Raw genomic sequence first — 26,954 nt, forward strand, 5'->3', positions numbered from 1 at the left:
AACCCTGTGCCAGGATGATCCACATCCAAACAGCAGCTACGGGCACATTCCGGACATTCATGGCAGGTTCGATTCTCATAGTCGATGACGATCCCGTCCAGCGTCGCCTAGTCGACGCGGCGGTGACGAAATTCGGCCACACCTCTGTCGTGGCGGATGGCGGCGAGGCGGCGTTGCGCGTGCTCGACGGCCCGCTCGGCGGCGACATCGGTGTGATCATCCTCGACCTGTCCATGCCTGGTCTCGACGGTATCGGCGTGCTCAAGGCGATGCGCGAACGCGGCATGGTCATTCCGGTCATCGTCCAGACAGCGCAAGGCGGTATCGAGACCGTGGTCTCGGCGATGCGCAACGGCGCCTTCGATTTCGTGGTCAAGCCGGCCTCGCCGGACAAGCTCCAGGCCGCCATCGCCAATGCGCTCAAGGTCGAGGCGGTCGGGGGCGAGGTGCGGCGCACCGCGCGTCGCGGTAGCGGCTTGCTCACCTTCCGCGACATGATCACCCGAAGCCCGGCGATGGACCGGGTCATCCGGCTCGGCCAGAAGGCGTCGGCATCGAACATTCCGATCCTGATCGAGGGCGAATCCGGCGTCGGCAAGGAACTCGTGGCGCGCGCCATCCAGGGCTCCGGCGACAGGCGCTCGAAGCCCTTCGTCACGGTCAATTGCGGTGCGATCCCCGACAATCTGGTCGAAAGCATCCTGTTTGGCCATGAGAAGGGCTCGTTCACCGGCGCGACCGACAAGCACCCGGGCAAGTTTGTCGAAGCCAACAAGGGAACCTTGTTCCTCGACGAAATCGGCGACCTGCCGCTCGACGTGCAGGTCAAGCTGTTGCGCGCCGTGCAGGAAGGGGAGGTCGATCCCGTTGGCGGCCGCTCAACGGTCAAGGTCGACATCCGGCTGATCTCGGCGACGCACCGCAACCTTCTGCAGCAGGTCAAGGACGGCAAGTTCCGCGAGGACCTGTTTTACCGCCTTAACGTCTATCCGATCTTCGTGCCGCCGCTGCGCGAGCGCCGCGACGACATTCCGCTGCTTGTCAGCCATTTCATTTCCCGCGTCGCCCCGGCAAGCCCGCATGGCAGAATCCCGATGATCTCGGAAAATGCGCTGGCCCTGCTTCAGGCCTATGACTGGCCGGGCAATATCCGGCAGTTGGAAAACGCCATATTCCGTGCCTGCGTGCTGTCTGAGGGCGATTTGCTCACCGAAGACGAGTTCCCGCAGATCCGCGCCCAGGTCGAAGGCGTGGTCGACCTTGGTGGCAACGCTGCGCCGGCCGTCGCCGACACCGTTGCCGAAAGAGTTTCTGTCCCCACCCCAGTGCTGTCGCAGGCGCCTGAACGAACCCGGCCGGGCATGCTGCGGGCGCTCGACGAACGTGGCAATGTACGCCTGCTCGCCGATGTCGAACTCGAAATGATCCGGCTCGCCATCGATCACTACAATGGCCAGATGAGCGAGGTTGCGCGACGGTTGGGAATCGGTCGCTCGACGCTGTACCGCAAGCTCAAGGAATACGGAATCGATCCTGAGACCGGACGCAGCGTGCGACTCGCGTCCTGACGCTTTTCTTCAGCGGAACTGAATTAAAGCTTGCGTGTCGCTTGCGGGCCGCATGAATCTGCGGTGGCGCAGATATTTGTTAATCGCTATTTTTGTGGTTTAAACCAGCGGTTTACCATAAAAATCGGGGCTTCCGTTTTGCGGGGATATCGCCATGGTGTTACCGCATTTCGGCTTCAATAATCAGTGATTAACCATTAGGATCGATATTCGGACGCGAATTCGTAAGCGTGTCCGGGCTCAAATCCGGGGACAGATGGCAGCCTAACAGGGCCTTTTGATTTGAACAGGATCGAGAACACCGAAGGGCGTCGCTCGAAGTTAAACGTTTGGCAGAAGTGGCTTACGGCCGCTGCGCTGGCTTTTGGTTTCGTGACAGCTTCTCAGGCCACCGCCTCCGCCGAGACGCGGACGCTCAAGCTTTTCTATACCCACACGGGCGAGAAGGCTGAGATCACGTTCAAGCGCAACGGCAGATACGATGCTGCCGGACTGAAGAAACTCAACCAGTTCCTGCGCGATTGGCGCCGCAACGAGCCGACCAAGATGGACCCCCGTCTGTTCGACGTCGTCTGGGAATCCTATCGCTCGGTCGGGGCCACCGGCTATATCAGCGTCGTTTCCGCCTATCGTTCGCCGGCGACCAATTCGCTGCTGCGCAGCCGCTCGAACGGCGTTGCCGAAAAAAGCCAGCACATGCTCGGCAAGGCGATGGACTTCTACATTCCAGGTGTTCCGCTCAAGAAGCTGCGTGATGCGGGCCTGCGCGTCCAGGCCGGCGGCGTCGGTTATTATCCGCGTTCTGGTTCGCCCTTCGTCCACATGGACGTCGGTAATGTGCGCCATTGGCCGCGCATGAGCCGCCAGGAACTGGTCGCGGTGTTCCCGTCGGGCAAGACGCTGCATGTGCCGAGCGACGGCAAGCCGTTGCCTGGCTTCGAGCAGGCGCTCGCTTCCTATCAGGCTCGCAAGAGCAGCGGCGATCTGGTCATGGCCAGCGCTTCGCCTGCCAAGCGTGGCGGCCTGTTTGCTGCGCTGTTTGGCGGTGGCGGTGCCGACGAGGAAGAAGATACCGGCGAGAGCACGATTGCGGCGGTTGCCCCCAAGAAGGCGCCGACCCAGGTCGTGGCATCCGCGCCGGTTGCCAGGGCCCAGCCGGGCATCCAGATCGTTTCGCCTGAGAATGCCCAGCGCGCCGAGCTGCCGCAGGTTGCCGACCAGGCACCGGCCGAGCAGGCGCCTGAGACCATCATCGCAGCCCTTCCCGCACGCAGCGTTCCGCTGCCGGGTGTCGCGCCGCGGCCGCAGGCCGAGGTCGTCTCGGCGACCGCCGAGAACGTGCCGTTCGGTGCAGCATCGGCTCCGCTCGCCGAAAGCGAGCGGCCCACTCCGGTCGAACAGCAGATTGCCGCTAACGTGCCGCTGCCGAGCTGGCGTCCGAACTACACGCCGCCTGTAGAACTCAAGCCTGAGAACGAGAGCGTTCTGATGGCGCTTGCATCGACCGACGATGCACCGGCGATTGCTACCAATGTCAGGGCTCCGCTGCCTTCGGCGCGTCCGCAGGACATGACCGTTGAAGCCGCCTTGGCTGCTGCCAACGACATTCCGACTGAAGACGAGGGCAGCCAGGCAGAACTCGAAGTTGCTGCCCTCGCACCTCGGCCGGAGCAGCGTTCAGTGTTCGATCAGCCTGAAGCGGTGGCCGTTGCCACGCCCAAGAGCGCGATCGCTACAGCCTCGGCCGGTACCGATCCTGCGGTTGCCATCGGTGGTAACGTCAAGACCACGCGCAAGTCGGCACGTCCTCTCGCCCAGGAAGCCAAGCCTGAGCCCAAGGCTGTCGTCGTCGCCGCAGCACCCGATTCCGCACGCTGGGCATTGCGCAGCGGCGCTCAGGTCATCACGGTCACGACCAACACCAAGGCTCCGGGCTTTGCTTACAACATGGTGCGTACCGCGCCGAAGGAAGTCTACACGGCCGGCTTCCAGCAGGGCAATCAAGCTACCGAAGCTCACCGCTTCTCGGGCAGTGCCGTCAAGTTCCTCTCGGTCGCTCGCTTCGCGACGAACTGATCGACAAACCGAACAACAAAAAAGCCGCGCTGGGCAACCAGCGCGGCTTTTTTGATTTTTCGGGCACTTTTCTTCTCCCCCAAGGGGGAGGGGGAAAATCGCGCCTCAGTTCTTGCGCAGCTTGTTTGCCTCGGCGGCGAGCGCCTCGATGCCGGCCCAGTCGCCCGCCTTGACCATGTCGTCGGGCGCGACCCACGAGCCACCGACGCACACGACATTCGGCAGGCTGAGATAATCCTTGGCGTTCTTCGCCGAGATGCCGCCGGTCGGGCAGAACTTTACCCCGGCGAAGGGCGAAGCCAAGGCCTTGAGGAAAGGCGCGCCACCAGCCTGTTCGGCCGGGAAGAATTTCACGAAGTCGAGGCCGGCTTCTAGCGCGGCCATGATCTCGCCAGGCGTGATCATGCCGGGAAGCAGCGGGACGTCGCTGGGGGCGGCGTGGGCCATCAGTTCGCGTGTCGCGCCGGGGCTGACGATGAATTTCGAGCCTGCGGCAGCCGCCTCGTCGAATTGGCGGGCATTCAGGACGGTGCCGGCGCCGACGATGCAGTCCTCGACCTCGGCGGCGACGCGGCGGATGCATTCCAGCGCTCCGTCGGTCCTGAGCGTGATTTCGATTGCCTTGAGGCCGCCCCGTGCAAGCGCGCGGGCAAGCGGCACGGCATCGGCGGCGCGCTCGATCTTCAGCACCGGAATGACTGGCTGGCCATCCAGCAGCGCAAGCAGTTTCTGGGTTTTGCTGGTCATGGCATTCGCTCCATTGTCAATTTTCAACCGATTTAACAGACCGCGCATTTCAAGTCCACGAAGCCAGCAGCGACATGGTGTTGCGGGCTACCCAGCAGCGGGACACACGGTGCCCTACGATCCGCCGAAAAGCTTCGCCAGCCAAGTTTTCAATGTCTGCCAAAATCCGCCTGCCGGCTGCAGCGCCTTCTTGAGAGTGGCCTGGGTACGTTCGCCGGCGATGCCATCGGCGGCCAGGCCATGGTCCTTTTGGAACTTCTTGACCGCAGCTGCCGTGCCAGGGCCGAAGATACCGTCGGTGTCGACCGAATAGCCCAATGCGACAAGCGCTTCCTGAAGCTCGGTGACGAGCTCGCCGCGCGAGCCGACCGTCATCAGCAAGTCGCCGGGGGCAGGGCCGCTGATTTGTCTGTCGTACGCCTTCGCCAACTTGAGGTGGTATGCGTTCTTTCGAAAACCGGGGCCATTGTAGCCGTGGCCCACCGCCTCCCAGTCATGCGCGTTGAGCGCGTCGGTGAGGCCTGCTTTTTGAATGTAGCGTGCCATCAGCCGGGCCTGGCCGGCGGCTCCGGCGCGTGCCTCGTTGACCAGGGCGTCGACATTGTCGAAGCCGAGCCATAGCCAGTGCGCGCCCATCACCTGGCCGAGGCCCCACGAGGTCGACTCATAGGCGGCCTGGTGGTCGATTTCAGCCGCCTGGTCGAGCATCTGCCAGCGTGCCGCCTGGGCGCGTGGGTTGGCGACCACGCCAGCAGTCGGCGAGGCGAGACCTGCGCCTCGCGCCCTGTCTTGTTTGTCGCCGGAAAGCCTGCGGTCGAAATAATGGCCCTCGAAGCGGATCAGAGGCTCGTTTCGGCCATCGATCTTGGCAAACACCTGGCCGGCACTCTCGATCTCGGCGATGGCAAGCAATGCCGCCGGTTCGAGCCCGAATTCCTTGGCCGCCTTTTCGATTTCCGTCGCCGTCTGCCTGCTGAACATGCGCCTCACACTCCCTTTCGTCAGTGCAATTGTCGCCCGACTTTGGCAGGCGTGGATAAATATATTTGCATCTGGCCTGAAGCCGTCGTCACGACAATTCGGCAACGATCTGTAATCATTGGCTTTTCCGCGCCGCATTGAAAATTGCGAGCCAAGGCGCTAGGGGCTCTCGCCATGAATCTCTCCACGCCTGCACCCCATTTCCGTGTTGCCGCCCTCTACCGCTTCTGCCGGCTTGAGGGTTTCGAGGCTTTGCGCGCGCCGATCGCCGCCTTCTGCTGCGCCCGCGGCATCAAAGGCACGCTGCTGCTCGCCCGTGAGGGCATCAACGGCACCGTCGCCGGCACCGAGCAGGCGATTGCCGAACTCATCGCCTATCTCGAAGCCATGCCGGAGTTCACCGGGCTCGAGGTGAAATACAGTGCCGCCGAAGACATGCCGTTCCACCGCATGAAGGTGCGGCTCAAGAGCGAGATCGTCACCATGGGCGTCGAGGGCATCGACCCGCTCGCCAGCGTCGGCGCTTATGTCGAGGCGGATGCGTGGAACGCGCTCATCTCCGATCCCGACACCATCCTTGTCGACACCCGCAACGACTATGAGGTGTCGATCGGCACGTTCTCCGGTGCCGTCGACCCGCAGACCAAGAGTTTCCGCGAGTTTCCGGCCTGGGTCGAGAACCACCGCGCCGAACTCGAAGGCCGCAAGGTGGCGATGTTTTGCACCGGCGGCATTCGCTGCGAAAAGGCAACCGCCTATGTGAAGTCGCTCGGCATCGACGACGTCTTCCACCTCAAGGGCGGCATCCTCAAATATCTCGAAGCGGTGCCGGCCGAAGAGAGCCTGTGGCAGGGCGAGTGCTTCGTTTTTGACGAGCGTGTGTCGGTTTCCCATGGCTTGGCCGTTGGCGAAGCCGAGCTGTGCCGCGCCTGCCGGCACCCGCTGATGCCGGAAGAGCTTTTGTCGCCGAAATTTGTACCAGGCGTTTCGTGCCCGCATTGCCATGATGCCCGCACAGAAGAGGACCGCGCCCGCTACGCCGAACGCCACAAGCAGGTCGAACTCGCCGAAAAACGCGGCATAGCACCCCACATCGGAAGTTGACGTTCAGTCTCCGACGGCCTCGCCAAATTGGCTGATGTCATTGTAATGTCGCCTTCGTCCGCCTACCTCACGGCGACCGACATTCCAAACCGGAGGCACCCATGTTCGATCCCAAGAAGCTGCTCAACGATCTCCTCGGCTCCACGATCCCAGGCACCGGTTCCACTGTGCGCGACAAGGCTGGGCAGGCGACGCAGCTCGCCAAGGACAATCCGCTGGCCGCAGGCGCGCTGGTTGCCGTGCTGCTTGGCACCGGCACCGGCCGCCAGGTCACCGGCACCGCGCTGAAGGTCGGCGGTCTCGCCGCCATCGGTGGCCTCGCCTACAAGGCCTACCAGAACTACAAGGCCGGCAACGCGCCAGACGCCACCGCCAGCACCAATCCTGATACGCAGCTTCTGCCGCCACCGGCCGACAATTCCTTCCATCCGGCCCAGGCGCCGCAGGGCGAGACCGAGTTCGCCCTGACGCTGATCCGCGCCATGATCGCCGCCGCCAAGGCCGACGGCCATATCGACGACGAGGAACGCAAGAAGATCGGCGACAGGCTCAGCCTGTCGGGCATCGATTCCGAGGCTGCGCAGTTTCTGAACGCCGAACTCGACGCGCCGCTGGATCTCGACGCGCTCGTGGCCGCAGCCCAGACCGACGCGCAGAAGGTCGAGCTCTACACCGCCTCGCGCCTTGCGATCGATCCTGACACCCGCGCCGAGCGCGGCTATCTCGATCTGCTCGCGGGCCGTCTGAAGCTGCCGGACGCGCTTATCGACCACGTCGAGGCAACCATTTCGAGCGTCAAGGTGCCGGTAGAAGCCTCCGCCAATCCGCACGTCAATCCGCGCTGGTGAGGCGGCCTGCGGCGAGGGGGCCTGTCAGCCGCTAAAAGGCTGCTTTTCGCGTTAAGGATTTGTTAACCGACCAGGCGCATCCTTTCCTCATTCGGATCGGCTCTCCTCCTCCCAAGCACGGTTCGATTTAAAACTGGGCGGTCGCCAATGACCGCCCTTTTTGTCTGACTTTCCCGACATCTCCGAATGGACCATCAAGCAAAACCACGCTGGTTTTGCTTGAGCTGGCGCTCTAAAATTGACACCGCTACGAAAGATCGCCCGCCGGCGGTTGGCCATGCGCGGGGAGGGCTTCATCATGTCGAGCAACAGGGTTGCGGTGGTCACAGGTGCTGGCAAGGGCATCGGCAAGGCGGTGGCGACCGCATTGCTCCACGATGGCTGGAACACGGTTTTCTGCGGCCGCAGCAAGCATACGCTGGACGAGGCGATCCGCGATGCGGGCAAGACAGACGCCAAGGCGCTGGCCGTCGTCTGCGATGTCACCAAGCCTGAGCAGGTCGACGACATGTTCGAGACGATCACCGAGGCTTTTGGCCGTGTCGACCTGCTCTTCAACAATGCCGGCATGGGCTACAAGGCGTCCACCATCGACGAAATCCCGGTCGAAGCCTGGAACGAGGTCGTCGCTGTCAATCTGACAGGCTCATTCTTATGCTCGCGCGCAGCTTTCGCTGCGATGCGCAGGCAAGAGCCGATGGGCGGCCGTATCATCAACAACGGTTCCGTCTCGGCCCATGCACCGCGCCCCGGCTCGGTGCCCTATACCACCACCAAGCACGCCATCACCGGCCTCACCAAGACGCTGGCGCTCGATGGCCGGCCCTTCGACATCGCCTGCGGCCAGATCGACATCGGCAATGCGCTGACCGAGATGGCGTTGCCGATGACCATTGGCGTCCAGCAGGCCGACGGCTCGATCGCAGCAGAGGCTGTGATGGACGTCGCCCGTGTCGCCGAGGCCGTCGTCTACATGGCCGGCCTACCGCTCGACGCCAACGTGCTGTTCATGACCGTGATGGCGACAAAGATGCCTTATGTCGGGCGCGGTTGAAGCGCCCGGTCACTTCGCCAAAAACGCCTCGATGCGCTCCAGCGCGCGCAGGATGTTTTCTTCGGAGTTGGCGTAGGACAGCCTTATATAGCCCTCGCCAAGTATGCCGAAATCCGGGCCCCCGATCAGCGCGACACCGGCTTCCTCCAGCAACGCAGAGGCGAGCTGCTTGGCCTTCCAGCCGGTCTTTTCGACGTTCGGGAAGGCATAGAAAGCGCCCTTTGGCGTGATGCAGGAAATGCCGGGGATGGCGTTTAGACCCTCGACGACGATCTTTCGCCTGTTGTCGAAGGCACGCATCATACGCTCGACGTCGTCCTGCGGGCCGTCGATCGCGGCGATGCCGGCATATTGGCTCGGCGCGTTGACGCATGACCAGCAATTGACCGCGAGCTTGCGCACCTTGTCGTAGAGATGGCCGCCTTGTGGTCCGTTCGGCCAGATCGACCAGCCCATGCGCCAGCCGGTCATCGCCCAGGTCTTCGACCAGCCGTTGAGGATGATCAGCCGGTCGCGGATTTCAGGAAAACTCAGCAGCGAGCTGTGTTGCTCGCCGTCATACGTCATGACGTCGTAGATCTCGTCGGACATGACAGCGACATGGGGATGGGCTTCCAGCCCTTTCACCAGCTTGGCGATCTCCGTGCGAGGCGTCACTCCGCCGGTCGGGTTGGCCGGCGAATTCAGGATCAGGAGCCGCGTCTTGGGCGTGATCAGCGCAAGCGTTTCCTCCGCCGAAAAGGCAAAGCCGTTGGCCTCTCGCATCGGCACCGGTACCGGTACCGCTCCGGTGAACTCGATCATCGAGCGATAGATCGGGAAACCGGGGTCAGGGTAAAGGATTTCCGTACCCGGTTCGCCGAACATCAGGATCGCGGCGAACATCGTCGGCTTGCCACCAGGCATGATCATCACGCTTTCCGGCGACACTTCCACGCCTGTCGTCGTCAGCGTTCGCCGCACCACCGCTTCGCGTGTCGCCAAAAGACCGTTGGCGGGCGTGTAGCCGTGATGGCCGTCGCGCAGCGCCTTGATCGCTGCTTCCACAATATGCTCGGGCGTGCGGAAATCCGGCTGGCCGATGCCGAGATTGACGATGTCGCGCCCCTGGTGGAGAAGTGCCGTGGCGCGCGCCAGGACGGCAAATGCGTTTTCTTCACCAAGGCGGTCGAAGGCGGCAATCGTTTGGAGCATTGCGGGTATCCGTCTGGTTCTTTCGGTGGCTGTTGATTTTTGCGAGAGTCCGAACGGCCATGTCAAACGAATTGGAGAGATCGTTGACCGACAACCTGCAGGACTGGAAGCCGCGCCCGCGCCCCGAGCGCGTCGTGCTCGATGGTCGCTATGTCAGCCTTGAACCGCTCGATGCGGCAAAACACGGCGAACGCCTCTACGAGATGGCCACAGCCCAGGATGCCGAGGGCCGCTTCCGCTGGCTTTTCGATACCAAGCCGCAGACGCGTGCCGAGTTCCAACCCTGGCTCGAAAAGTCGGCGGCGAGCGAGGACCCGCTGTTTTTTGTCGTCATCGTCAAGGCGAGCGGCAAGATGGCCGGGCGCCAGACGCTGATGCGCATCGATCCCGCGCACGGCGTCATCGAGATCGGCAACATCTACTGGAGCGATGTCATCTCCCGCAAGCCGGCGGCGACCGAGGCGCAATTCCTGTTTGCGCGCTACATCTTCGATCTCGGCTACCGTCGCTACGAATGGAAATGCAATAACCGCAACGAGCCGTCAAAACGTGCCGCCGAACGTTTCGGCTTCAAGTTCGAGGGCATCTTCCGCCAGCACATGGTCGCCAAGGGCGAAAACCGCGACACCGCCTGGTATTCGATCCTCGACAAGGAATGGCCGGCATTGAAGCAAGCGTATGAAGCCTGGCTTGCCCCGGCAAATTTCGATGCCGCGGGCCAGCAGAAGCGCAAGCTTGAGGATTTCCGAGCCGAATTCGGTGCCTGACAGGCAGCAGTCGACGCGTTACTGGGGCTGCTCGAATCGCGCATGCGACAAAGGAACCGGCATTGACGCGTTGGCTGATGGGCCAGCGAGCGCTATGACGTTCAGCTTCGCCGGGCCTTGAACCCGCAACATCAGGAATTTGCCGATGGACACCAACAACCGCCAAGCCGCCGTCGCTGCTGCCTGCATCATGATCATTTTCGGCGTTGCCGCGTTCTTCCTGCCGAAGATCATGCTGGCGGTCGGCAATTATTCGACGGTCGCCGCCGGCATCGTTGGGGTGTTCTTCGTGCTCGGCTTCTTCGGCGTGTTCTGGCTGCGCGGCCGCAGCCAGCGCAGAAACGGCAACTGATCCTATTTGGCTGGCATCGGCTGTGCCGCCTGGGCCAGCGGGATCGTCAGCTCTGCGCGCAAGCCGCCACCATCGGCTCTGTTCTTCAGCGTCACGTCGCCGCCAAAGCGGCGCGCGATATTGCGGGCGATCGTCAGGCCTAGCCCAAAACCGCCGGTCTGGCGGTTGCGAGAGGCTTCAAGACGGGTAAACGGCCGGAAGATCGCCTCCATCTGGGCCTCGGGTATGCCCGGTCCGGAATCGTCGATGGTCAGCAGGATGCGGTCCGCATCGCGCGACAAGGCAAGACGCGCCTTGCCACCATATTTCACGGCATTGTCGACGAGATTCGACACGCATCGGCGCAAAGCGATGGCTTGGCCGTAGCAGGTAAGCCCGCGGGCATGGCTGCGGGCGCCATCGAAGACGACATGCGGGTTGCCGTCGGCGATCGAATCGACAAGCGACCAGAAATCGATCCGCTCGGATGTCTCGCCCTTGGCTTCGAAGGTTGCGAAGTCGAGGACCGAAGCCGAGATCGCCTCGATGTCGGCCAGATTGTTCATCAGTGCGGTGCGCAACGGAGAATTGCGCAGCAATTCCAGGCGCAAGCGGATGCGCGTAAGTGGTGTCCTCAGATCATGCGCAAGTGCCGCAGCGAGCAGTTCGCGGTCCTCGACATATTCGCGTAATCGCGCCTGCATGGTGTTCACCGCGCGGGCCGCCGATTTGTATTCGCTGCTGCCCCATTCCGGCAGCGGCGGGCTTTTGAGGTCCATGCCGATACGCCGGACGGCACTTTCGAGCGCACGGTATGGCGCAGTCAGACGGCGCAGAGACCAGATCGAAAGCGCCACCACAAGGGCTGCCACCGATCCGTAGAGCGGCAGGCTATCGGCATTGAGAATGGGGCTGAGCGGTGTGGCCTGCATGGTGAAGTTGAGCCACTGCCCGTCCTTGAATTCGATCGAGGCGATCAGCGTGTCGGAGTTGGTGAAGTCGGAAGACAGGTCGACCAGTTCCTTCTCGACACTGCCCATGCTCTCGTCTGGCTGTGTCGCGTTCTGGCTCGGCCGCGCTTGTGCCGTCTCGCGCCGCACCCGCGCTTCCTCGACGCCGTATTTCGACAGCCGGCCAACGATGATGTCTTCGAGTTCTGCCATGTCGTCGTCGGCTGGGATCGACGAGGTGATCGCCGGCTCATCCGATGTGCTCAGCACATGCGGCGGTACCGACAGACCGGCGGCGATGCGGGTGCGATCGGCCGGTTCTTCGGCATACATCAGCTTGGTGAGCGACAGCGCCCTGTCGTTGAGCCGGAGCAGGTCGAGCACATTGTTTGAGGCGACGCGTTCGCGCGAAACGATGGACAGCGTCGAAACCATGATGGCCAGCAGCCCGGCAATGACGATCAGCAGGACCCAGGCCGGCAGCGACCGCGGCAGGAGCCATTTCATTCGGCAACAACCTCTGGCACGAATTGATAGCCGCCGCCGCGCACTGTCAGCACCAGCTTGGGTGAACGCGGATCGTCTTCCATCTTGCGCCGCAGGCGGCTCACCAGGATGTCGACGCTGCGGTCGTAGCTGTAGTCGCCGTTCTGGTTGGACAGTTCCACCAGTTGCTCGCGGCTCAATACGCGCTGCGCGCTTCTTACCAGTGTGTGGAGCAGGTTGAATTCGGCGGTGGTCAGCTCGACCCGCACCTCGTCGGGCCTGAGCAGCCTGCGCCGCGAGGCATCAAGCGTCCAGCCGGCGAATTTGTAGATCTGCGGCATCGGGCGGTGGGCGGCACCCGCAGCGCTAGGCCGACGCAGCACGGCGCGCGCGCGGGCCAGCAGTTCGCGGGGGTCGAAGGGTTTCGGCACGTAATCGTCAGCGCCCATCTCCAGTCCGACGACGCGGTCGATCGTCTCGGTGACCGCCGTCAGCATGATGATCGGTATCTTGGAATGGGTGCGCAGGTCGCGGCAGATGTCGAGGCCGCTTTTGCCCGGCAGCATGACGTCGAGGATGATCAGGTCGACGGGTGCGCGGCGAAGTGCTGCCTGCATCTCGTCGTCGTCGCGGGCTATCGACACGCGCATGCCATGCTTTTGGAAAAATTCCTGAAGCAGGTCGCGGATTTCCTTGTCGTCGTCGACGATCAGAATGTGGGCGTCGGCTTTCAATTCATTTGCTTCCACTGTTGTGCTGAGTGGGGATCGGCCCGGACCTTGGCAAAATAAGGTCCGCGCCCCGATTTGACCAGCGAACCAGGCGCGCTGATGCACCGAATTCGGCAGTTACAATCCAGAAACAAAACTCTGCAAACGGGAAAACTAGCCGACAAGTCGGTCAGCGATAACAGCCGTGTTGCTTAACCACGGGTGCCGAAAACGACATGCGAAAGCTTGCGACCAGTTCGACGATCGTTCTGCTTGCAGCCCTTTCGCTAGGCGCGGCCAGCACCCAGCCGCAACCGAAGGGGACAATCAGCAGAACCGAACGTTGTGACAGGCTGCAACAGCAGTTCGCTCAAGAAATCACCGAACACGCAGAGGCAAAACGGGCCGCCGAAGCGAAAGCTCTTCAGAAAAAGGCGATGAAATTCTGTGCCGGCAAACAGCAGGCCCAGGGCATCCGCGCCTATGCGATAGCACTGAAGATGCTTGGAGTGCAGCCGATCGAACCCTGATCGGCCAACTCAAACCAGGCCCTTGTGCAAAAGGAAACTGATTATGAACATCAACAAGCCCCTCCTGACCGCCCTCGGCCTGGCCGTTGCTGTCGCCTTCTCCGCTCCCGTTCTGACCGCAAGCTCGGCAAGCGCTGCCGGCTACACCGCCCCGGCTGCCGGCGCGACGACCGCGAAGCCACCGGTGAAGAAGGTTTCCCAGAAGAAGCCGACTCACAAGACCACCAAGAAGCACAAGAAGCACAGCACGGCGACTGCTGCGCCCAAGAAGTCCACGATGTAACATTCGACGCCACGCAGGACGTGGTTCGAACAAATCCGCCCTGGTAGCCGCAACTCCAGGGCGGATTTCTTTTGCGCCGAGATTGGCGAGTGGTTGCAGGCGAGTGCCTGCATCATTTCCGGGTAATTTGAACGCGCCCTAAGCGCTCAGGCTGGCAGCCAGCAATGCCAGGCCAAGCAGCAAGACGAGCGCTGCGCCGCCGATCTCGATGACATTGTAGACACGGTTGCCGACCCGGCCGTCGCCGGCAATCGCCACGGCCCAGTTCTTGGCGGTCACGGCAAGTACGGCAAGCGTTGACACGGTGATCGCCGTTCCCAAAGCCATGGCGAAGACCGACAGGATACCGCCGGCCCACAGGCCGTTGAGGAAGGCGAAGCTGAGCACGATCAGCGCGCCCGAGCAGGGGCGGATTCCGACGGCTGCGACCGCCGACCAGGCCGTGCGCCAGTCGAAATGTTTGCCTTCGAGCATCCTGGGGTCCGGCGCATGCGAATGGCCACAGGTCGAGCAGACGTAGCCCGCTGCGTGATTGTGGTCGTGCTGATCATGATGATGATGCGCGTGGTCATGATGGAGGTCGTGTGAATGATCATGCCCGCATTTGGCGTGGTCATGATCATGCCCATGCGCATGTGTATGCGCGGCCGACAGGCTGTGCACCGGGGCGGCACCGGCAAAGCCGAATGCCATCGGCCGGAGCTTCTTCCACAAAAGCCAGGCGCCGAAGGCGGCGATCAACGCATAGCTCACTGTTTCCAGGAACCAGGTCGCCTTGGTCATCGACACCGACGTCCCGCGCAAGACGAGGAACACCAGCGTCATCAAAACGATAGCTGTGGCGCCCTGAAGAAAGGCCGAGACGAAGGAAAGCATGACGCCGCGGCGCAGCGCCACTTCGTTGGCGAGCATGTAAGACGAGATCACCGCCTTGCCGTGGCCGGGGCCGGCGGCATGGAAAATGCCATAGGCGAAGGATAGGCCGACCAGCAGCCAGATGCCGCCGCTCTGGCCGTCGCGCATCGCCTTCAGCGAACCTGTCAGCGAGCGGTAGAATTGCTGCTGATGCACGTTGATCCAGTTGAGCACACCGGAAAACAGTCCAGTCGAAGGCACCACCGCTTCGTTGGTGCCGATGCCGAGCGAGCTCTGGGCATGGGCCTGGAGGGCAAAATGGCTGAGCACGTAGCTGAGCGCCAAAAGTGCGAACACCAGGCGGATCGTCATCTTCTTCACTGCATCACCCCTTGGCTGGGCAGTTCAATTCCAGGCGCGTGGCAAAAATCTTGCTCATGTCGGTGCCCGATGGATCGTTGAAGAACGCCTCGGTCAGCTTGGACTGGTTCTGCGCAAGAGCTTCATCCGGGTCGGGGCGAATGACCTGCTTCGTACAGATCGAAGGCAGATTGGCGACGCTTAGGTTGGAGTCGTCGGTGAAATCGATCGCCGTATAGAAGGTCGGATCATAGACGCCGAAATCGATCTTACCGGCGAGCTTCAGCGGCTCTTTCGGCTCGGTCTCAAACAGGATGATCAGCTGCTGGTCTTCGAAGTTGGCGATCAGACTGGCCGGCGGCTTCATCGCGACATCCTTGCCGTCGACAGTCACGACCTGGAAGTAATTATACTCGCCGATGGATTCGAACACCGTCTTGCCCACCTCCGCCAGCTCCGTGTCGTCGAGCTTGAGGTCGGAATTCTTGTCGAACTCCATCAAGACCGTGCTCGAAAACAGGTCGTCGAAACGCCAGAGGTGGCGCAGCGACTTCACGCTGTTGTCGGGATTGAGCACGACGTCGAGCCGGGCCTCTGCAAAGACGTGCGGATGAACGCTTGCCGGCACGGTCATGGCCAGCAAAGCCGCTGCGGCTGTCGCCAGCATCGCCGTTGACGTTTTCAGAATCATTACACTGACGGTCCCGCGCTTTGGGTGTTGCCGACAATTATCAGAAACCGGGCAAAAGTGGGACGCGTTCGACTGTTATGTCGAATGATCGCAAGGATTGATCTTGAACCACTGGACCAGGAAATCGACGAAGACGCGGATTTTCGCCGGCAGATAGCGGCGATGCGGATAGACGGCGAAGATGCCGGCGCCGCTGAGCAGGCGATCGTCGAGCACCGGCACCAGCCGGCCGGCCTCGATATCGGGAGCGGCGATGAAGTCCGGCAACATAGCAAAGCCTAGCCCCGCGACTGCCGCTGCGCGCGCCGCCATCGGGCTGTTGACCTCCATCGGTCCGGACACCGAGACGGTCATGGTGTCGCCGGTGTCGCTGGTGAATGGCCAGTTGGAGAGGTAGCGCCCGTTGGTGTCGATGATGCAGGGCAAGCCGCCGAGGTCGGCAGGGCGCTTCGGGATGCCGTGCTTTTCGATCAGTTCCGGCGAAGCGCAGACCCTGATCCCGAACGGGGCCAGCCGGCGCGCGATCAAGGACGAGTTCTCCAGTCGTGAAATGCGGATGGCGAGGTCGAATCCCTCCTCGACCAGATCGACGAAACGATCATCGAGATGGATTTCGAGCACGATGTCGGGGTGCGCCTTGGCGAAGTCGATCAGCGACTGGCCGATCGGCGCATCGGCGAAGGTGCGCGGCGCCGATAGCTTGACGCGGCCGCGCACGTCGCCAGAGGATTCGCGCACCGCATCAGCTAGGCTGTCGACCTCGCGGATGATCTCGGAAGCGCGCCTGTAGTAAGTGTGGCCGGCCTCGGTCAGCGAAAACTGCCTGGTCGTGCGGTTGAGCAGCAGCGCGCCGAGCTCGTCTTCCAGCTCGCGCACATATTTGGACAAAAGCGCCTTCGAACGGCCGATCTTGCGCGCGGCGGCCGAAAAGCCCTCGGCTTCGACCACGTCGATGAAGGCGCGCATCCGGGTGAGTGTGTCCATGGTGCCTGCGGTCTCGTTCGAAAATTGACGACGACGACGCTAGGATTGTTCACACCAACGGGTCAAGGGCCATGGCGCGACACATGTCGTGTCTGGTGCGCCGGCTTGGATGGGCGCGCAAGCTAGCGGACAGGCCCTAAGCAATTGTCACCAACTTGAGGTTGTGGCGCCAGCTATCGACCGTGTAGGTAGCCCACCTGCGCCGATCCGTTGCTTCAGCGCTTCGTTTGCAGGACTTGCCGTCCCAACCGGATCAGCGCAAGGTCGCTGCTGGCCGGGCCGAGCAGCGACAGGCCGAAGGGCGCGCCGTCGACATTGCCGATGGGCAAGGTGATCTGCGGGAATCCCGACAGGCCAGACAGGCAAAGCAGCATCAGCGCGCGCTCGCGATAGGCAAGAAGCTCCTCATGCGAACCGTTGGCCAAGGGGGCTGCTCCCGGCACTGTCGGCATGACCAGAAAGCCGTCACCGCCCAGCAATGTGCCCAGCTCGTCGCGGACGGCATCGCGCTTGGCGATTTCTGCCTGATAGGCAGCCGCCTCGATGGTCGAACCGAATTCGAAGCGATCCTTGACGCCGGGGGTAAGGCCGCGATCGCCTGACGAGATCCAGGCGCCGTGTTGCTGCCAGGCCTCGTAGGCCTGGATCCTGCGGAAGCACCAGTAGAGTTCGTCGGGCGAGAAGGTGAGGGGCGCCGCATCGGCAATCGTGCCAAGGGCGCTTTCGGCTTGCCCGCGCATCCGCTTGTACTCGGCGGCTTCGGCAGGCCCGGTCGGCAATTGGTCGAGCCAGTCGAGCGCCAGGGGACGGTCGAGCGCGCCACCATAGGCGTCCGTGCCGATCAAAAGCTTCGCCACCTTCTCATAGGTGTCGATGTCCTTGGCGAACCAGCCGAAGGTGTCGAGACTGGGCGAGAGCTTCATGGCGCCGTCGAGAGAAATCAGGCGATGTGTCGTGCGCAGGCCGATCAGTCCGCAAAAGCTGGCCGGTGCCCGGATCGAGCCGCCAGTGTCGGAACCGATAGCAATGTCGGCAAGCTTGCCGGCCACCGCCGCCGCCGAACCCGACGACGAGCCCCCGGTCACGCGGTCGGGTGCGGCCGGATTGATCGGGTGGGGAAAATGCCCGTTTTGCCCCATCAGCGAGAAGGCGAGTTCGTCGGTCTGGGTCTTGCCGACGAATCGCGCGCCTGCATCGAGAGGCACTTGAATCGAGCCGGCCGTTTTAGGGGCCGGATGAGCGCTCGCGGCCTTTTGCGGGTTACCGCAGCCGGTGACGTAGCCGGCGACATCATAGATGTCCTTGACCGCTAGGGTCAGCCCCGCCAAAGCGCCGGATTCCGCATTTGGAACAGGCACTTGCGGCAGATCGAGAAACGCATTGAAGGGGCCGGACGTACCAGTCATTGTTCGAAGCCCGTTTACGATATCCGCAGCATTGTTCGACGTATGAATTTTTTCAACCCATCATGAGATTTTAATTGATTGTGACGGTCGCGGTGCATATATCCCCGCTTGCCCAAAGTCGCACGTGCCTGTGGGTGTCCGCCGATCCCTCGAATGGCGAGGAAATCGGTAAGGTAACTGGAGCTAACCCCTCCAGTCGATTTAGCGGCCAACCGCAAAATCGAGGACACCTTGAAGCAACGACGGTGCGGGCCTTTCTGGTTCTCTTCCGGCTGTCCAAAAGCCGGGGTTACTGAAGAGGCACACCTTCATTGCCGGCAGTGCGGAACGGGGTCTCCCATTTCCAAGCCAAGGCAGACAAAGCGAACCGAAGCCGGGCTGGCCTAGGTTCATCGCCGCGTGAAGCGCATTTATGGTTCCAGGGTCTCCACAGGCTGGTTCCATCAAATAGCGGTCATGTCTTTGTCCACCGTGGGATACCGCGGCCGGGAACGGCCGTCCCACAGCTTGATGATTTTGCGCGGCAGGACCGCGCGATGGAGAGACCTATGGCCACTCAGCGCATCCTCGACTTCCTCGCAACCCGACGCCCATCCGGCCCTTGCCTCGTCCTTGACCTCGATGTCGTGCGCGACAATTTCCACGCCTTCGAAAAGGCCATGCCGGAATCCAAGATCTATTATGCGGTGAAGGCAAACCCGGCGCCCGAGATTCTGCGCCTGCTCGCTGGCATGGGCTCGTCCTTCGACACCGCTTCGGTCGCCGAAGTCGAGATGGCCATGGATGCCGGCGCGCCGGCCGAGCGCATCTCCTTTGGCAACACCATCAAGAAGGAGCGCGACATCGCGCGCGCCTACGAACTCGGCATCCGGCTGTTTGCTGTCGATAGCGTCGAAGAGGTCGAAAAGATCGCGCGTGCCGCTCCCGGCGCACGCGTTTTCTGCCGCATTTTGGCCGATGGCGAAGGTGCCGAATGGCCGCTTTCGCGCAAGTTCGGCTGCGTGCCGGCTATGGCCGTCGACGTGCTGCGCCATGCCAAGTCGCTCGGGCTCGATGCCTGCGGCGTGTCGTTCCACGTCGGCTCGCAGCAGGTCAATCTCTCGGCCTGGGACCGCGCGCTGGCTGACGCCAAGCAGGTGTTTGCAGCTCTGGCCGAGGAGGGCATTGCTCTCAGCATGGTCAATATGGGCGGCGGCTTCCCGACGCGTTATCTGCGCGACGTGCCGGCGGCTCAGGCCTATGGCCAGGCCATCTTCGAGTCGCTGTCGAAGCACTTCGGCAACAACATTCCCGAGACGATCATCGAGCCGGGTCGTGGCATGGTCGGCAATGCGGGCGTCATCAAGTCCGAGGTCGTTTTGATTTCGAAGAAGGCCGACAACGACAATGTGCGTTGGGTGTTCCTCGACATCGGCAAGTTCAGCGGCCTCGCCGAGACGATGGACGAAGCTATCCGCTACCCGATCGTGACGGCGCGTGATGAAGACGAGAAGTCGCCTTGCGTGCTCGCCGGCCCGACCTGTGACTCGGCCGACGTCATGTACGAAAAGACGCCGTACCCGCTGCCCTTGTCGCTGACCATTGGCGACGAGGTGCTGATCGAGGGAACCGGCGCCTACACGACGACTTACTCGTCAGTCGCCTTCAACGGCTTCGAGCCTCTCCGATCCTACGTGATCTGACGGCTCGCAAGAGCCGATCAGATCATCCCGGCGCGGGCGCATCGGCGCCCGCACGGGTTCGCTTGTGGACCAGTTCTCCGCTCGTGAAGGATCACGGACATGCATATCGAAAAAGAAATCACCAACACCTCGACCGACATCTCCATCGTTGCCGAAACCTTTGCCGACATGCCGGCGCGTGAGGCTTTGCTCGACCGTGTCATGGGCCTGAAGCGGCGCAAGAAGTCGTCGGAGAAGTTGCGGCGCGGCCGTCGCCCCTCCGAGGGCCTGGCGCTGATCGCGCGCAATGCCGAGGGCTCGGTCGTCGGCACGGTCCGGCTGTGGGACGTGCGCCTGGGTGAGGGCGGTCCGGCAGCACTGCTGCTTGGCCCTCTCGCAGTCGATCCGTCGATGAAAAGCGGCGGCATCGGTTCTGCGTTGATGCGTCAGGCGATCGCTGAAGCCGGTCGTCTTGGCCACGGCGCCATCTTGCTGGTCGGCGACGCGCCTTACTACGCGCGCTTTGGCTTTTCGGCTCAAAAGACGGGCTCACTTTCGATGCCCGGGCCTTACGAGCGCGACCGTTTCCTGGCACTCGAACTTGTGCCGGGCGCCCTCGATGGCACCAAAGGCGTGTTGAGGGCTGCCGGCCGCAAGCTCAAGACAGAGCGCGCCCGCATGGCTGCCTGATCGGGCGCCGGGAGCTATCCCGGCGCCGTGGCATCACCAGCGGCTGATCTGCGCCTTGGGAGCGGGTGGAAAACAGATTGGCGACGGCGCCATGGCAGTTTTTGCCGCGCAATCGATCATTGGCTGTGCTCGTGGCAGGCGCGGGGTTCGCGGTGGGTCCGAGTCGTCTGCGGTACCGAACAGGTCGTTGGCGCAGCCGGTGAGAGATACTACGCACAGCATCGCCGTCACCACTGCTGCGAAGCGGTTTCGTTTCACCTTCAACTCCAGATCGGCTTTGGGAGATTGCTGCAAAACGCCGTGCCCATATGAGGGCACGGCGCTCAGGCATCATTGCTCGTTTATGTAATACCGGTCATCGCCATGGCGTGGCCGCCGCCTGTCGTAGCAGTCGGGGTGCCGATACCGGTCCGGTCCGCGTGAGCAGTCGATCGGTTCGGCGAAGGGTGGGCGTGGTGCGCGGGGCAGCCGCGGTGGCATTGGCGGCATTGGCGGACGCGGGTGATAGCGCGGATAGTCCCCGCCATGGCGCGGCGGATAGCGCGTGTCGTCCCAGCGCGGCGGGCCATAACGATCGTCCACGCAGCCCGCGAGAGCCGCCGCACACAAGGTCGCAGCCAAGGCAATCATTCGATTTCGATTCACATGATACTCCAGTCGCATTCAGTGACCGGAGCGCTGTGGGCGCCAATGATTACAGCGGCATTACGCGGAAGCGCCTATGTAATTTGGCATGCAAAAAGGCCCGGCTGTGACACCGGGCCTTTTTCGATGGGATGATTTCAGGTTGCTCGATCAGAGCAGCTGGCTCAGGCTCATGGCGACAGACATGTCGCCCTCAACCTTGATCTTGCCGGTCATGAACGCCATCGTCGGGTTGAGATCGCCTGCGATCAGCGACTCGAGATCGTCGAGCGACAGCTTGATGGTGCAATCGGCCGGTGCGTCGGTTGTCGAAAGCGTTGCGCCGTCGATGACGATGACGCCGTCGCTGCCGGTGTCGAACTTGATCGAGCGGTCGAAGCCGGAGCTCTCTACCTTCGCTTTGATCTTGTCTGCGACTGCCTGAATGCTCATGGCTCTCTCCTGGTCTCTTCCTGAAAGGCGCTGCGCGCCCGGCCTCCCCGGACCAATCCGGACAAAGCCGGCCCGCGTCACAGGTCTGTATTGCCTATAGCGGTCAGTTGACGTTTACGTCAACGTTGAATTGACTAGCGAACTGGCAACGACGACGCCCGAATGGGCTGCTAGCCGGTTCAGTGGGCTGTAGCAAGGGATGCCTCAGGCTTGGCGGATTCTGTAGCAGCGGCGTCCGCGGCTGAGGAGCGCTTGCGAACCGCGTTGTCGCGGACGTCGTCGGGGGTCAGGAAATCGATCTGCTCGACCATCACTTCATGCACCAGCTTGGAACCGATGCGTGCATTGATGCTGTCACGGATGCCGTTGCGAAAGGCATCGAGGTCGAGCTTATCGTATTGGGTGAAGTCGATCTGCGGGTTGCCGTAGAGATAAGAATAGACTTGATCGACAAGCAGAGCGTCCATCGGCACCGACATCTTGGCGACTTCCTTGGGCTCGACGGTGTAGACGAGGCGCGTGAGGAAATAGCCATGCACGCGCTCGCCACCGAGCAGCGGCACCGAGATCACGTCGGTCTTGACGTAATCGAGGCCGCCGAGCATCGGTTGCTTAGTACCATCTGCCGGCAGGTTGGCGGCGGCCTGGAACGAATAGAAGACCGCGCCGAGGGTCACGACGACAATCCACAGCGCCGCCGCGATAAACTTGATCACCGGGCCCATCCGAATTCGTTGGCCGAATAGGTGCCGTCCGCTTCGGAGCGCTGGATGGCGTCGCGGAGCAGGGCTGCGACTTCGCTGACCGCGCTGAGATGGGCGAGGATGGCGCGCTCATTGGCGACCAGCTTGTCGCGCAGGCGCTCGACGCCGACCTTGAGCTCGCTTGGGAACTCGCCTTCGACCAGGCCCTTGGTGGCGCGGGTCAGCTCATAGAGATAGCGGCTCTTGCGCGCGTTCGACGCCTTGATGTCAAAGTGGACGTCGGTGCGGATCGCGGCGGTTTCTTCCTCGACCGCATCTTCGATGCGGCTGATGATGGTCGCGACATTGCCTGGCCGGGCTGTGGTATCGGCGAGATCGGCAGTTGCCGGAAGGTTAGCCCTGTATTCGGAGAGATCCGACATATCTTATCCTCTACGATTGGTGTCAGTGACGGAGGCGGCTTTGTCGCTTCCAAGCGACTGGACCATCTTCCGCTGCAGTTCCTGGATGAGCGCAGTTGCCTGGCTCGTTTGTTCGTTGAGCGCGGCCTGATCGGGGCCGCCGGAGACGCCGCTTACCGGCACCGCCTTTTCGTTCTGGATGTAGTGGTCGCGCATCACGGCTTTGGCGATACCGATGCCGCCGGCCTCGGCCGTCTGGTTGGCGAGGTGCTCGGCCATCATCGACTTCCACATGTCGCCGGCCATACCCTTGCCGTACACGCTCTCGGTGTTCTTCGGCATCATGTTCTCGATGAAGGTCTGCAGCACCATCGCCTCGAAGCGCTTCATGGAAGCGTCCGGCGATGTCTTGTCGGGCTGGCGCGAGATGCCGCCGGTAACGCCTGCCTCGGTGAGCGAGAAGGTGCCAGCGGGACCCGCCGTACGGTTGGCGAGTGCTGTGCGCGCCGCCTGGATGCCGGCCGGATCGACAGCCTTGGCAACGTCCAGAATGATGTCGCTGGGTGGGGAGATGGCCAAAGCTGGCTCGCCTTTCCGGGTTTACGTTACCGCTGATTGTGGCGGGTCAAGCTTGTGGCAACCTTACTTGTCGTCCACAGCGCCGCGCGTCCTCGATTTTCGGGGTCATGCGCTGGGCTTTCTTTCAATGATTTCGAGCCGTTCGCGGTCGGCACTGTCGCGCTCGTCCTGACGCCTGACATCACGATAGGCGCGCTCGACCATGTTGGTGCGCGCGGTGGCAGTGGCGATCTTTCCGACCTCGACATTGGCAAGGCCGAGATTGAGCTGCTGCCTGTCGATCGCCGCCGAGATGCGGCGGTGATAAAGTTCCGGAAACAGCTGCGACATGCCCTCGGTGCTGTCGAAGCTTTGCACCAGCGCTGTCACCTCGGTGTCTGCGGCGATCGCCTGGGCGACAAATCCGGCATGGCGCGTCTCATGCAGCGCCTTGAGTTGCTCTTGCACGACGACCAGTTTCTTCAGGCGATCCCTACGCGAAGCCATGTCTATCTCCCGACGGTGATGTCGACGAAACCGTCGGCAAACAGGCTGAGCATGGTCGTGATACCGAAATACATCAGGATCAGCCCGCCAGCGACGACGAAGGGCAGCGAGATGAAGTAGACCGGGATCTGCGGGGTCAGCCTGTTGACGAAGCCGATCGTCAGGTTGACCAGGATCGCATAGGCGATGAACGGGCTACCGAGCCTGAGCACCACCATGAAGCTTTCCGACAGCGTGTCAGTGACATCGACCAGGGCGGCCTGTGGATTGAAGAACATGTTGACCGGCGCAACCTGGTAGGAGGCAACCAGCGCACGAATGATCTCATGGTGGAAATTGAAAGCGAAGAGCAGGATCAGCGCCGCGATCGAAATGATCGAGGCAAGCGGGGCCTGCGGCTCGTTTTCTTCGATGGCATGGCCTCCGACGCCGCCGAAACCGACGAGCATGGCGATGGCCGAGCCCATGAACATCAGCGCCAGTATATAAAGCCTGGCCATCAGGCCGATGAGGCCGCCGATCAGAAGTTCGGACGCGATCATCGGCATCAGCACGCCGGGGCGCGGATCGACGAAGGGAAATATCTGGTCCCACAGATGAGCCAAAAGGCCGCCGGTGGCGGCGACCGCGACGAACAGCCTGACATGCATGGGCACGCGCACGCTCGAAATGCCGGGCATCAGCATGAAGCAACTGCCGATGCGGCAAAAGGCGAGAAACCCCGCAAGGACGAAGCCCTGCGCTACAGCATTCATGAGACGGTACCGAGCACGCGCAGTTCGACGCCCTTGGCGATCTCGACATGGCTGAGCACCGGCAGTGTCGGGAACAGCCTTTCGATGATCATGCGGACATAGGGCCGGGCGTCGGGTGCTGTGACGATGACGAAACGCTCGCCGGTTTCAAGATGGGTGCGGATCGCCTTGGATGCGTCCTGGCCGAACTCCTCGAGCTGGCGCGGATCGATGTCGAACTCGCGTATGTCGCCCTTGGCGTCGCGCTTGAGGCTCTGGTGGAAGGCGAGGTCCCAGCGGTTGCCGAGACGCAGCACCTTGAGCACGCCGCCCTCGCTCAAATCGCCGCAGATCTGCTGCGCCATGCGGATGCGGACATGCTCGACGATCTGCTCGGTGCGGCGGACATGCGGGGAAATCTCGGCGATGGCCTCGATGATGAGGTGGAGATTGCGGATTGACACCCGCTCGGCGAGCAGCAGCTTGAGCGCCGCCTGCAGGCCCGGATAGGTGATGTGCGAGGTGCAGATCTCGTCGGCGAGCTTGCGGTATTCGGGGTCCTGGCGTTCGAGCAGCGCCTTCATATCCTTGTAGGACAAAAGCTGCGGCAGGTTGTTGCGGATCACTTCGGAGAGATGGGTGAGCAGCACCGACATGTTGTCGGCGAAGGTGAACTGTTCGCGCTTCAGATCTTCGGAGAAGGAATCGAGCACCGAAAACGCGCGCATGCCGAAGGCCGGCTCGCGGACTTCCTCGCCTGGAATATCGGGCAGATCGCGCGAACCGAGCAGCACCATGATCTCGCCGACGCGCATCTGGTATTCGGCGACGACGGTGCCATGGATCTTGATCTGATAGCTCTTGGGCGGGATCGAGAAGTCGTCGGTCATCCGCACTTCGGGAACGACGAAGCCATATTGGGTGGCGAACTTCTTGCGCATCTTCGACATGCGGAAGGCGAGTTCCTGATGGGTGGCGAGCAGGCGGGTCGATAGCTGCTTGCCGATCAGGAGTTCGATCTCGGCGGTGGCGAGCGATGCCTTGACCGAGTTCTTTTCCTCTTCGACCTTGTCGGCTGCGACCTGCTCCTTTTCGGCGTCGGCTTCGGCGATGCGGCGGTTGTGGCGCATCGGGATGACATAGCCGAGTGCTGCCATGCAGGCGGCGAGCGAAATGAACGGGAACATCGGCAGGCCCGGCATCAAGGCGAGCAGCAAAAGCAGGCCGGCCGCGACGTAGAGTGCGCGCGGATAAGCGCCAAGCTGGCCGAACACCGCCTGGTTGGTCGAGCCGCGCGTGCCGCCCTTGGAGACGAGCAGGCCGGCAGCGAGCGAGACGATGAGGGCCGGGATCTGGGTGACCAGGCCGTCGCCGACCGACAGCTTGATGAACACGTCGGCGGCTTCGCCCATGCTCATGTCGTGGCGGAAATAGCCGATGGCGATGCCGCCGACGATGTTGATGGCGGTGATCAACAGGCCAGCGATTGCGTCGCCGCGGACGAATTTCGACGCACCGTCCATCGAGCCGAAGAAAGAGCTTTCTTCTTCCAGTTCGCGGCGGCGCAGCTGGGCAGTCTTGTCGTCGATCATGCCGGCGGAAAGATCGGCGTCGATCGACATCTGCTTGCCGGGGATGGCGTCGAGGGTGAAACGCGCGCCAACCTCGGCGATACGCGTCGCGCCCTTGGTGATGACGATGAAATTGACCACGATGAGGATCAAGAACACGATCAAGCCGATGACGAAATCGCCCGACATGACAAGATTCGAGAAGCCCGAAATGACGTAGCCGGCGGCATGCGTGCCTTCGTTGCCATGCGACAGGATCATGCGCGTGGTGGCGATGTTGAGCGACAGCCGCAGCATGGTGGCGATCAGCAGGATCGTTGGGAACGACGAGAAATCGAGCGGGCGCTGGATCCACAATGCGACCATCAGGATCAGCACCGAAATCGCGATGGAGAAGGCGAGGCCGATATCGATCAGGAAAGCCGGGATCGGCAGGAACAGCACCGCCAGGATGATGACGATGCCAATGGCGAAGAAGACGTCGCGTCCGTTCTTGTTCGCCGTGCCTTCGCCCGAAATGGTTTCGCTGATCGCCATTGATGCTTCCGATCGAATCCCGCCGCGAGCCAATGCCACGACATGTCGACCCTATTGCGCCAAGCTTGCGCGAGGGTGGGAGCGTTCCCTCGCCCCGTTTATGGGGAGAGGGTGGCCCGAAGGGCCGGGTGAGGGGCCGGGCCAACCTTTGCAAGTTCGCGCCGCCCCTCATCCGCCTGCCGGCACCTTCTCCCCGTATAGTGACGGGGAGAAGGGAGCACACTTATTCACCGCCACGCTCGCTTTCGCGCCTGGCCATTGTCAAAGAACACTCCCTTGCAGGAGGTAGTTCGGGAAGCGGGGCGCGAGGCCGTGCCTTCCGATTGATAATATGTGGCGCTCTCCGGCCCTTCGCTATGGCTCCAGGCGTTCGACATTCAAAAAGCCAAATCGTTGGCTTTTTGCCGGCCTGCGGCCGGACATATCTCACCCCCGCTCGGTGTTCTTGCCCCGCTCAGTCGCCTCGGCTTTCACCGTCAGCCGCCGCAAGGCCCGGGCTTGGGGGCTCATCACCCAGCAGGAGAACCGACCTCCCACCAGCCCGGCACCGGCGCTTCCCCCCGAGCCCGGTGCGCACCGGGGTCCCGTG

27 protein-coding genes are annotated in these 26,954 nt (G+C 62.3%); 11 read left to right on the top strand and 16 right to left on the bottom strand.

Annotated features, from left to right (window positions below; translation table 11 throughout):
* The first annotated feature begins 59 nt into the window (after positions 1 to 59).
* Positions 60 to 1,568, top strand: a complete 1,509-nt coding sequence (locus AC1DLV_RS24860) for a sigma-54-dependent transcriptional regulator (protein ID WP_476802716.1) — start codon at positions 60 to 62, stop codon at positions 1,566 to 1,568.
* A 291-nt stretch (positions 1,569 to 1,859) separates the two neighbouring features.
* Positions 1,860 to 3,644 carry a peptidoglycan L,D-endopeptidase MepK gene (gene mepK / locus AC1DLV_RS24865; RefSeq protein WP_476802742.1) on the top strand — a complete coding sequence of 595 codons (1,785 nt, stop codon included), beginning with the start codon at positions 1,860 to 1,862 and terminating at the stop codon, positions 3,642 to 3,644.
* 105 nt (positions 3,645 to 3,749) lie between these two features.
* Here the strand turns inward: mepK and AC1DLV_RS24870 are convergent, their stop codons facing one another.
* Positions 3,750 to 4,391, bottom strand: coding sequence for a 2-dehydro-3-deoxy-phosphogluconate aldolase (locus tag AC1DLV_RS24870; protein WP_476802717.1), 642 nt, complete (start codon positions 4,389 to 4,391; stop codon positions 3,750 to 3,752).
* A gap of 114 nt (positions 4,392 to 4,505) precedes the next feature.
* The gene (locus tag AC1DLV_RS24875; RefSeq protein ID WP_476802718.1) at positions 4,506 to 5,372 is read right to left on the bottom strand and encodes an N-acetylmuramidase domain-containing protein; all 867 of its coding nucleotides are present in this window, start codon (positions 5,370 to 5,372) and stop codon (positions 4,506 to 4,508) included.
* 174 nt (positions 5,373 to 5,546) lie between these two features.
* Between AC1DLV_RS24875 and trhO the strand changes: the two genes are divergently transcribed.
* From trhO to AC1DLV_RS24890, 3 genes are all read left to right on the top strand, one after another.
* The gene (gene trhO, locus AC1DLV_RS24880) at positions 5,547 to 6,476 is read left to right on the top strand and encodes an oxygen-dependent tRNA uridine(34) hydroxylase TrhO (RefSeq protein ID WP_476802719.1); all 930 of its coding nucleotides are present in this window, start codon (positions 5,547 to 5,549) and stop codon (positions 6,474 to 6,476) included.
* A 101-nt stretch (positions 6,477 to 6,577) separates the two neighbouring features.
* Positions 6,578 to 7,324 carry a tellurite resistance TerB family protein gene (locus AC1DLV_RS24885; protein ID WP_476802720.1) on the top strand — a complete coding sequence of 249 codons (747 nt, stop codon included), beginning with the start codon at positions 6,578 to 6,580 and terminating at the stop codon, positions 7,322 to 7,324.
* A 298-nt stretch (positions 7,325 to 7,622) separates the two neighbouring features.
* The gene (locus AC1DLV_RS24890) at positions 7,623 to 8,378 is read left to right on the top strand and encodes an SDR family oxidoreductase (protein WP_476802721.1); all 756 of its coding nucleotides are present in this window, start codon (positions 7,623 to 7,625) and stop codon (positions 8,376 to 8,378) included.
* A 9-nt stretch (positions 8,379 to 8,387) separates the two neighbouring features.
* On the opposite strand, the gene AC1DLV_RS24895 is transcribed toward AC1DLV_RS24890, so the two are convergent.
* Complete coding sequence (locus AC1DLV_RS24895; protein ID WP_476802722.1) at positions 8,388 to 9,572, bottom strand: pyridoxal phosphate-dependent aminotransferase; 1,185 nt, start codon at positions 9,570 to 9,572, stop codon at positions 8,388 to 8,390.
* An 83-nt stretch (positions 9,573 to 9,655) separates the two neighbouring features.
* Here AC1DLV_RS24895 and AC1DLV_RS24900 point away from each other — a divergent pair, with 83 nt between their 5' ends.
* Both AC1DLV_RS24900 and AC1DLV_RS24905 read left to right on the top strand, forming a co-directional pair.
* Positions 9,656 to 10,339, top strand: a complete 684-nt coding sequence (locus AC1DLV_RS24900; protein WP_476802723.1) for a GNAT family N-acetyltransferase — start codon at positions 9,656 to 9,658, stop codon at positions 10,337 to 10,339.
* 145 nt (positions 10,340 to 10,484) lie between these two features.
* The gene (locus AC1DLV_RS24905; RefSeq protein WP_476802724.1) at positions 10,485 to 10,691 is read left to right on the top strand and encodes a hypothetical protein; all 207 of its coding nucleotides are present in this window, start codon (positions 10,485 to 10,487) and stop codon (positions 10,689 to 10,691) included.
* Positions 10,692 to 10,693: 2 nt separating this feature from the next.
* Here the strand turns inward: AC1DLV_RS24905 and AC1DLV_RS24910 are convergent, their stop codons facing one another.
* Both AC1DLV_RS24910 and AC1DLV_RS24915 read right to left on the bottom strand, forming a co-directional pair.
* On the bottom strand, positions 10,694 to 12,127 hold the full coding sequence (locus AC1DLV_RS24910) for an ATP-binding protein (protein ID WP_476802725.1): 1,434 nt from the start codon (positions 12,125 to 12,127) through the stop codon (positions 10,694 to 10,696).
* The gene (locus tag AC1DLV_RS24915) at positions 12,124 to 12,840 is read right to left on the bottom strand and encodes a response regulator (RefSeq protein WP_476802726.1); all 717 of its coding nucleotides are present in this window, start codon (positions 12,838 to 12,840) and stop codon (positions 12,124 to 12,126) included. The genes AC1DLV_RS24910 and AC1DLV_RS24915 overlap by 4 nt, the downstream gene beginning before the upstream one ends.
* A 212-nt stretch (positions 12,841 to 13,052) precedes the next feature.
* Between AC1DLV_RS24915 and AC1DLV_RS24920 the strand changes: the two genes are divergently transcribed.
* Positions 13,053 to 13,346, top strand: coding sequence for a hypothetical protein (locus AC1DLV_RS24920; RefSeq protein ID WP_476783191.1), 294 nt, complete (start codon positions 13,053 to 13,055; stop codon positions 13,344 to 13,346).
* Between the two features lie 43 nt (positions 13,347 to 13,389).
* The gene (locus AC1DLV_RS24925; protein ID WP_476802727.1) at positions 13,390 to 13,629 is read left to right on the top strand and encodes a hypothetical protein; all 240 of its coding nucleotides are present in this window, start codon (positions 13,390 to 13,392) and stop codon (positions 13,627 to 13,629) included.
* A 138-nt stretch (positions 13,630 to 13,767) separates the two neighbouring features.
* Here AC1DLV_RS24925 and AC1DLV_RS24930 read toward each other — a convergent pair whose 3' ends face one another.
* The 4 genes from AC1DLV_RS24930 to AC1DLV_RS24945 form a co-directional block, all read right to left on the bottom strand.
* Positions 13,768 to 14,856, bottom strand: coding sequence for a nickel/cobalt transporter (locus AC1DLV_RS24930; protein ID WP_476802743.1), 1,089 nt, complete (start codon positions 14,854 to 14,856; stop codon positions 13,768 to 13,770).
* Positions 14,857 to 14,869: 13 nt separating this feature from the next.
* Positions 14,870 to 15,535: a DUF1007 family protein gene (locus tag AC1DLV_RS24935; RefSeq protein WP_476802728.1), complete on the bottom strand. Its 666-nt coding sequence runs from the start codon at positions 15,533 to 15,535 to the stop codon at positions 14,870 to 14,872.
* A 75-nt stretch (positions 15,536 to 15,610) separates the two neighbouring features.
* A complete protein-coding gene (locus AC1DLV_RS24940) occupies positions 15,611 to 16,519 on the bottom strand; it encodes a LysR family transcriptional regulator (protein WP_476802729.1) in 909 nt (302 codons plus the stop codon).
* A gap of 215 nt (positions 16,520 to 16,734) precedes the next feature.
* Positions 16,735 to 17,925 carry an amidase gene (locus tag AC1DLV_RS24945; protein WP_476802730.1) on the bottom strand — a complete coding sequence of 397 codons (1,191 nt, stop codon included), beginning with the start codon at positions 17,923 to 17,925 and terminating at the stop codon, positions 16,735 to 16,737.
* Positions 17,926 to 18,473: 548 nt separating this feature from the next.
* Between AC1DLV_RS24945 and odc2 the strand changes: the two genes are divergently transcribed.
* Positions 18,474 to 19,607 carry an ornithine/lysine decarboxylase gene (odc2, locus tag AC1DLV_RS24950; RefSeq protein WP_476802731.1) on the top strand — a complete coding sequence of 378 codons (1,134 nt, stop codon included), beginning with the start codon at positions 18,474 to 18,476 and terminating at the stop codon, positions 19,605 to 19,607.
* Between the two features lie 99 nt (positions 19,608 to 19,706).
* Complete coding sequence (locus AC1DLV_RS24955) at positions 19,707 to 20,276, top strand: GNAT family N-acetyltransferase (protein ID WP_476802732.1); 570 nt, start codon at positions 19,707 to 19,709, stop codon at positions 20,274 to 20,276.
* 795 nt (positions 20,277 to 21,071) lie between these two features.
* On the opposite strand, the gene AC1DLV_RS24960 is transcribed toward AC1DLV_RS24955, so the two are convergent.
* From AC1DLV_RS24960 to flhA, 7 genes are all read right to left on the bottom strand, one after another.
* Entirely contained in the window at positions 21,072 to 21,410 is a 339-nt protein-coding gene (locus tag AC1DLV_RS24960) for an SCP2 sterol-binding domain-containing protein (protein WP_476802744.1), read from the bottom strand.
* Between the two features lie 122 nt (positions 21,411 to 21,532).
* Entirely contained in the window at positions 21,533 to 22,078 is a 546-nt protein-coding gene (locus tag AC1DLV_RS24965; protein WP_476802733.1) for a hypothetical protein, read from the bottom strand.
* Positions 22,066 to 22,479 carry a hypothetical protein gene (locus AC1DLV_RS24970; protein WP_476802734.1) on the bottom strand — a complete coding sequence of 138 codons (414 nt, stop codon included), beginning with the start codon at positions 22,477 to 22,479 and terminating at the stop codon, positions 22,066 to 22,068. The genes AC1DLV_RS24965 and AC1DLV_RS24970 overlap by 13 nt, the downstream gene beginning before the upstream one ends.
* A gap of 3 nt (positions 22,480 to 22,482) precedes the next feature.
* Positions 22,483 to 23,037 (bottom strand): rod-binding protein, encoded by a 555-nt coding sequence (locus AC1DLV_RS24975; RefSeq protein ID WP_476802735.1) that lies wholly within the window; start codon positions 23,035 to 23,037, stop codon positions 22,483 to 22,485.
* A 105-nt stretch (positions 23,038 to 23,142) separates the two neighbouring features.
* A complete protein-coding gene (locus AC1DLV_RS24980) occupies positions 23,143 to 23,523 on the bottom strand; it encodes a hypothetical protein (RefSeq protein WP_476802736.1) in 381 nt (126 codons plus the stop codon).
* A gap of 2 nt (positions 23,524 to 23,525) precedes the next feature.
* The gene (gene fliR, locus AC1DLV_RS24985) at positions 23,526 to 24,278 is read right to left on the bottom strand and encodes a flagellar biosynthetic protein FliR (RefSeq protein ID WP_476802737.1); all 753 of its coding nucleotides are present in this window, start codon (positions 24,276 to 24,278) and stop codon (positions 23,526 to 23,528) included.
* Positions 24,275 to 26,365, bottom strand: a complete 2,091-nt coding sequence (gene flhA / locus AC1DLV_RS24990) for a flagellar biosynthesis protein FlhA (protein WP_476836276.1) — start codon at positions 26,363 to 26,365, stop codon at positions 24,275 to 24,277. The genes fliR and flhA overlap by 4 nt, the downstream gene beginning before the upstream one ends.
* Positions 26,366 to 26,954 lie beyond the last annotated feature (589 nt).

The sequence above is a fragment of the Aminobacter sp. 01T433 genome, from assembly GCF_056398585.1.

What these genes read in the sequence shown, in the direction of transcription:
- AC1DLV_RS24860 (WP_476802716.1), top strand. Translation starts at nt 60, where the DNA reads ATGGCAGGTTCGATTCTCATAGTCGATGACGATCCCGTCCAGCGTCGC.
- AC1DLV_RS24870 (WP_476802717.1), bottom strand. Translation starts at nt 4,391, where the DNA reads ATGACCAGCAAAACCCAGAAACTGCTTGCGCTGCTGGATGGCCAGCCA.
- AC1DLV_RS24875 (WP_476802718.1), bottom strand. Translation starts at nt 5,372, where the DNA reads ATGTTCAGCAGGCAGACGGCGACGGAAATCGAAAAGGCGGCCAAGGAA.
- trhO (WP_476802719.1), top strand. Translation starts at nt 5,547, where the DNA reads ATGAATCTCTCCACGCCTGCACCCCATTTCCGTGTTGCCGCCCTCTAC.
- AC1DLV_RS24885 (WP_476802720.1), top strand. Translation starts at nt 6,578, where the DNA reads ATGTTCGATCCCAAGAAGCTGCTCAACGATCTCCTCGGCTCCACGATC.
- AC1DLV_RS24890 (WP_476802721.1), top strand. Translation starts at nt 7,623, where the DNA reads ATGTCGAGCAACAGGGTTGCGGTGGTCACAGGTGCTGGCAAGGGCATC.
- AC1DLV_RS24895 (WP_476802722.1), bottom strand. Translation starts at nt 9,572, where the DNA reads ATGCTCCAAACGATTGCCGCCTTCGACCGCCTTGGTGAAGAAAACGCA.
- AC1DLV_RS24905 (WP_476802724.1), top strand. Translation starts at nt 10,485, where the DNA reads ATGGACACCAACAACCGCCAAGCCGCCGTCGCTGCTGCCTGCATCATG.
- AC1DLV_RS24910 (WP_476802725.1), bottom strand. Translation starts at nt 12,127, where the DNA reads ATGAAATGGCTCCTGCCGCGGTCGCTGCCGGCCTGGGTCCTGCTGATC.
- AC1DLV_RS24920 (WP_476783191.1), top strand. Translation starts at nt 13,053, where the DNA reads ATGCGAAAGCTTGCGACCAGTTCGACGATCGTTCTGCTTGCAGCCCTT.
- AC1DLV_RS24925 (WP_476802727.1), top strand. Translation starts at nt 13,390, where the DNA reads ATGAACATCAACAAGCCCCTCCTGACCGCCCTCGGCCTGGCCGTTGCT.
- AC1DLV_RS24930 (WP_476802743.1), bottom strand. Translation starts at nt 14,856, where the DNA reads ATGACGATCCGCCTGGTGTTCGCACTTTTGGCGCTCAGCTACGTGCTC.
- AC1DLV_RS24935 (WP_476802728.1), bottom strand. Translation starts at nt 15,535, where the DNA reads ATGATTCTGAAAACGTCAACGGCGATGCTGGCGACAGCCGCAGCGGCT.
- AC1DLV_RS24940 (WP_476802729.1), bottom strand. Translation starts at nt 16,519, where the DNA reads ATGGACACACTCACCCGGATGCGCGCCTTCATCGACGTGGTCGAAGCC.
- AC1DLV_RS24945 (WP_476802730.1), bottom strand. Translation starts at nt 17,925, where the DNA reads ATGACTGGTACGTCCGGCCCCTTCAATGCGTTTCTCGATCTGCCGCAA.
- odc2 (WP_476802731.1), top strand. Translation starts at nt 18,474, where the DNA reads ATGGCCACTCAGCGCATCCTCGACTTCCTCGCAACCCGACGCCCATCC.
- AC1DLV_RS24955 (WP_476802732.1), top strand. Translation starts at nt 19,707, where the DNA reads ATGCATATCGAAAAAGAAATCACCAACACCTCGACCGACATCTCCATC.
- AC1DLV_RS24965 (WP_476802733.1), bottom strand. Translation starts at nt 22,078, where the DNA reads ATGGGCCCGGTGATCAAGTTTATCGCGGCGGCGCTGTGGATTGTCGTC.
- AC1DLV_RS24970 (WP_476802734.1), bottom strand. Translation starts at nt 22,479, where the DNA reads ATGTCGGATCTCTCCGAATACAGGGCTAACCTTCCGGCAACTGCCGAT.
- AC1DLV_RS24980 (WP_476802736.1), bottom strand. Translation starts at nt 23,523, where the DNA reads ATGGCTTCGCGTAGGGATCGCCTGAAGAAACTGGTCGTCGTGCAAGAG.
- fliR (WP_476802737.1), bottom strand. Translation starts at nt 24,278, where the DNA reads ATGAATGCTGTAGCGCAGGGCTTCGTCCTTGCGGGGTTTCTCGCCTTT.
- flhA (WP_476836276.1), bottom strand. Translation starts at nt 26,365, where the DNA reads ATGGCGATCAGCGAAACCATTTCGGGCGAAGGCACGGCGAACAAGAAC.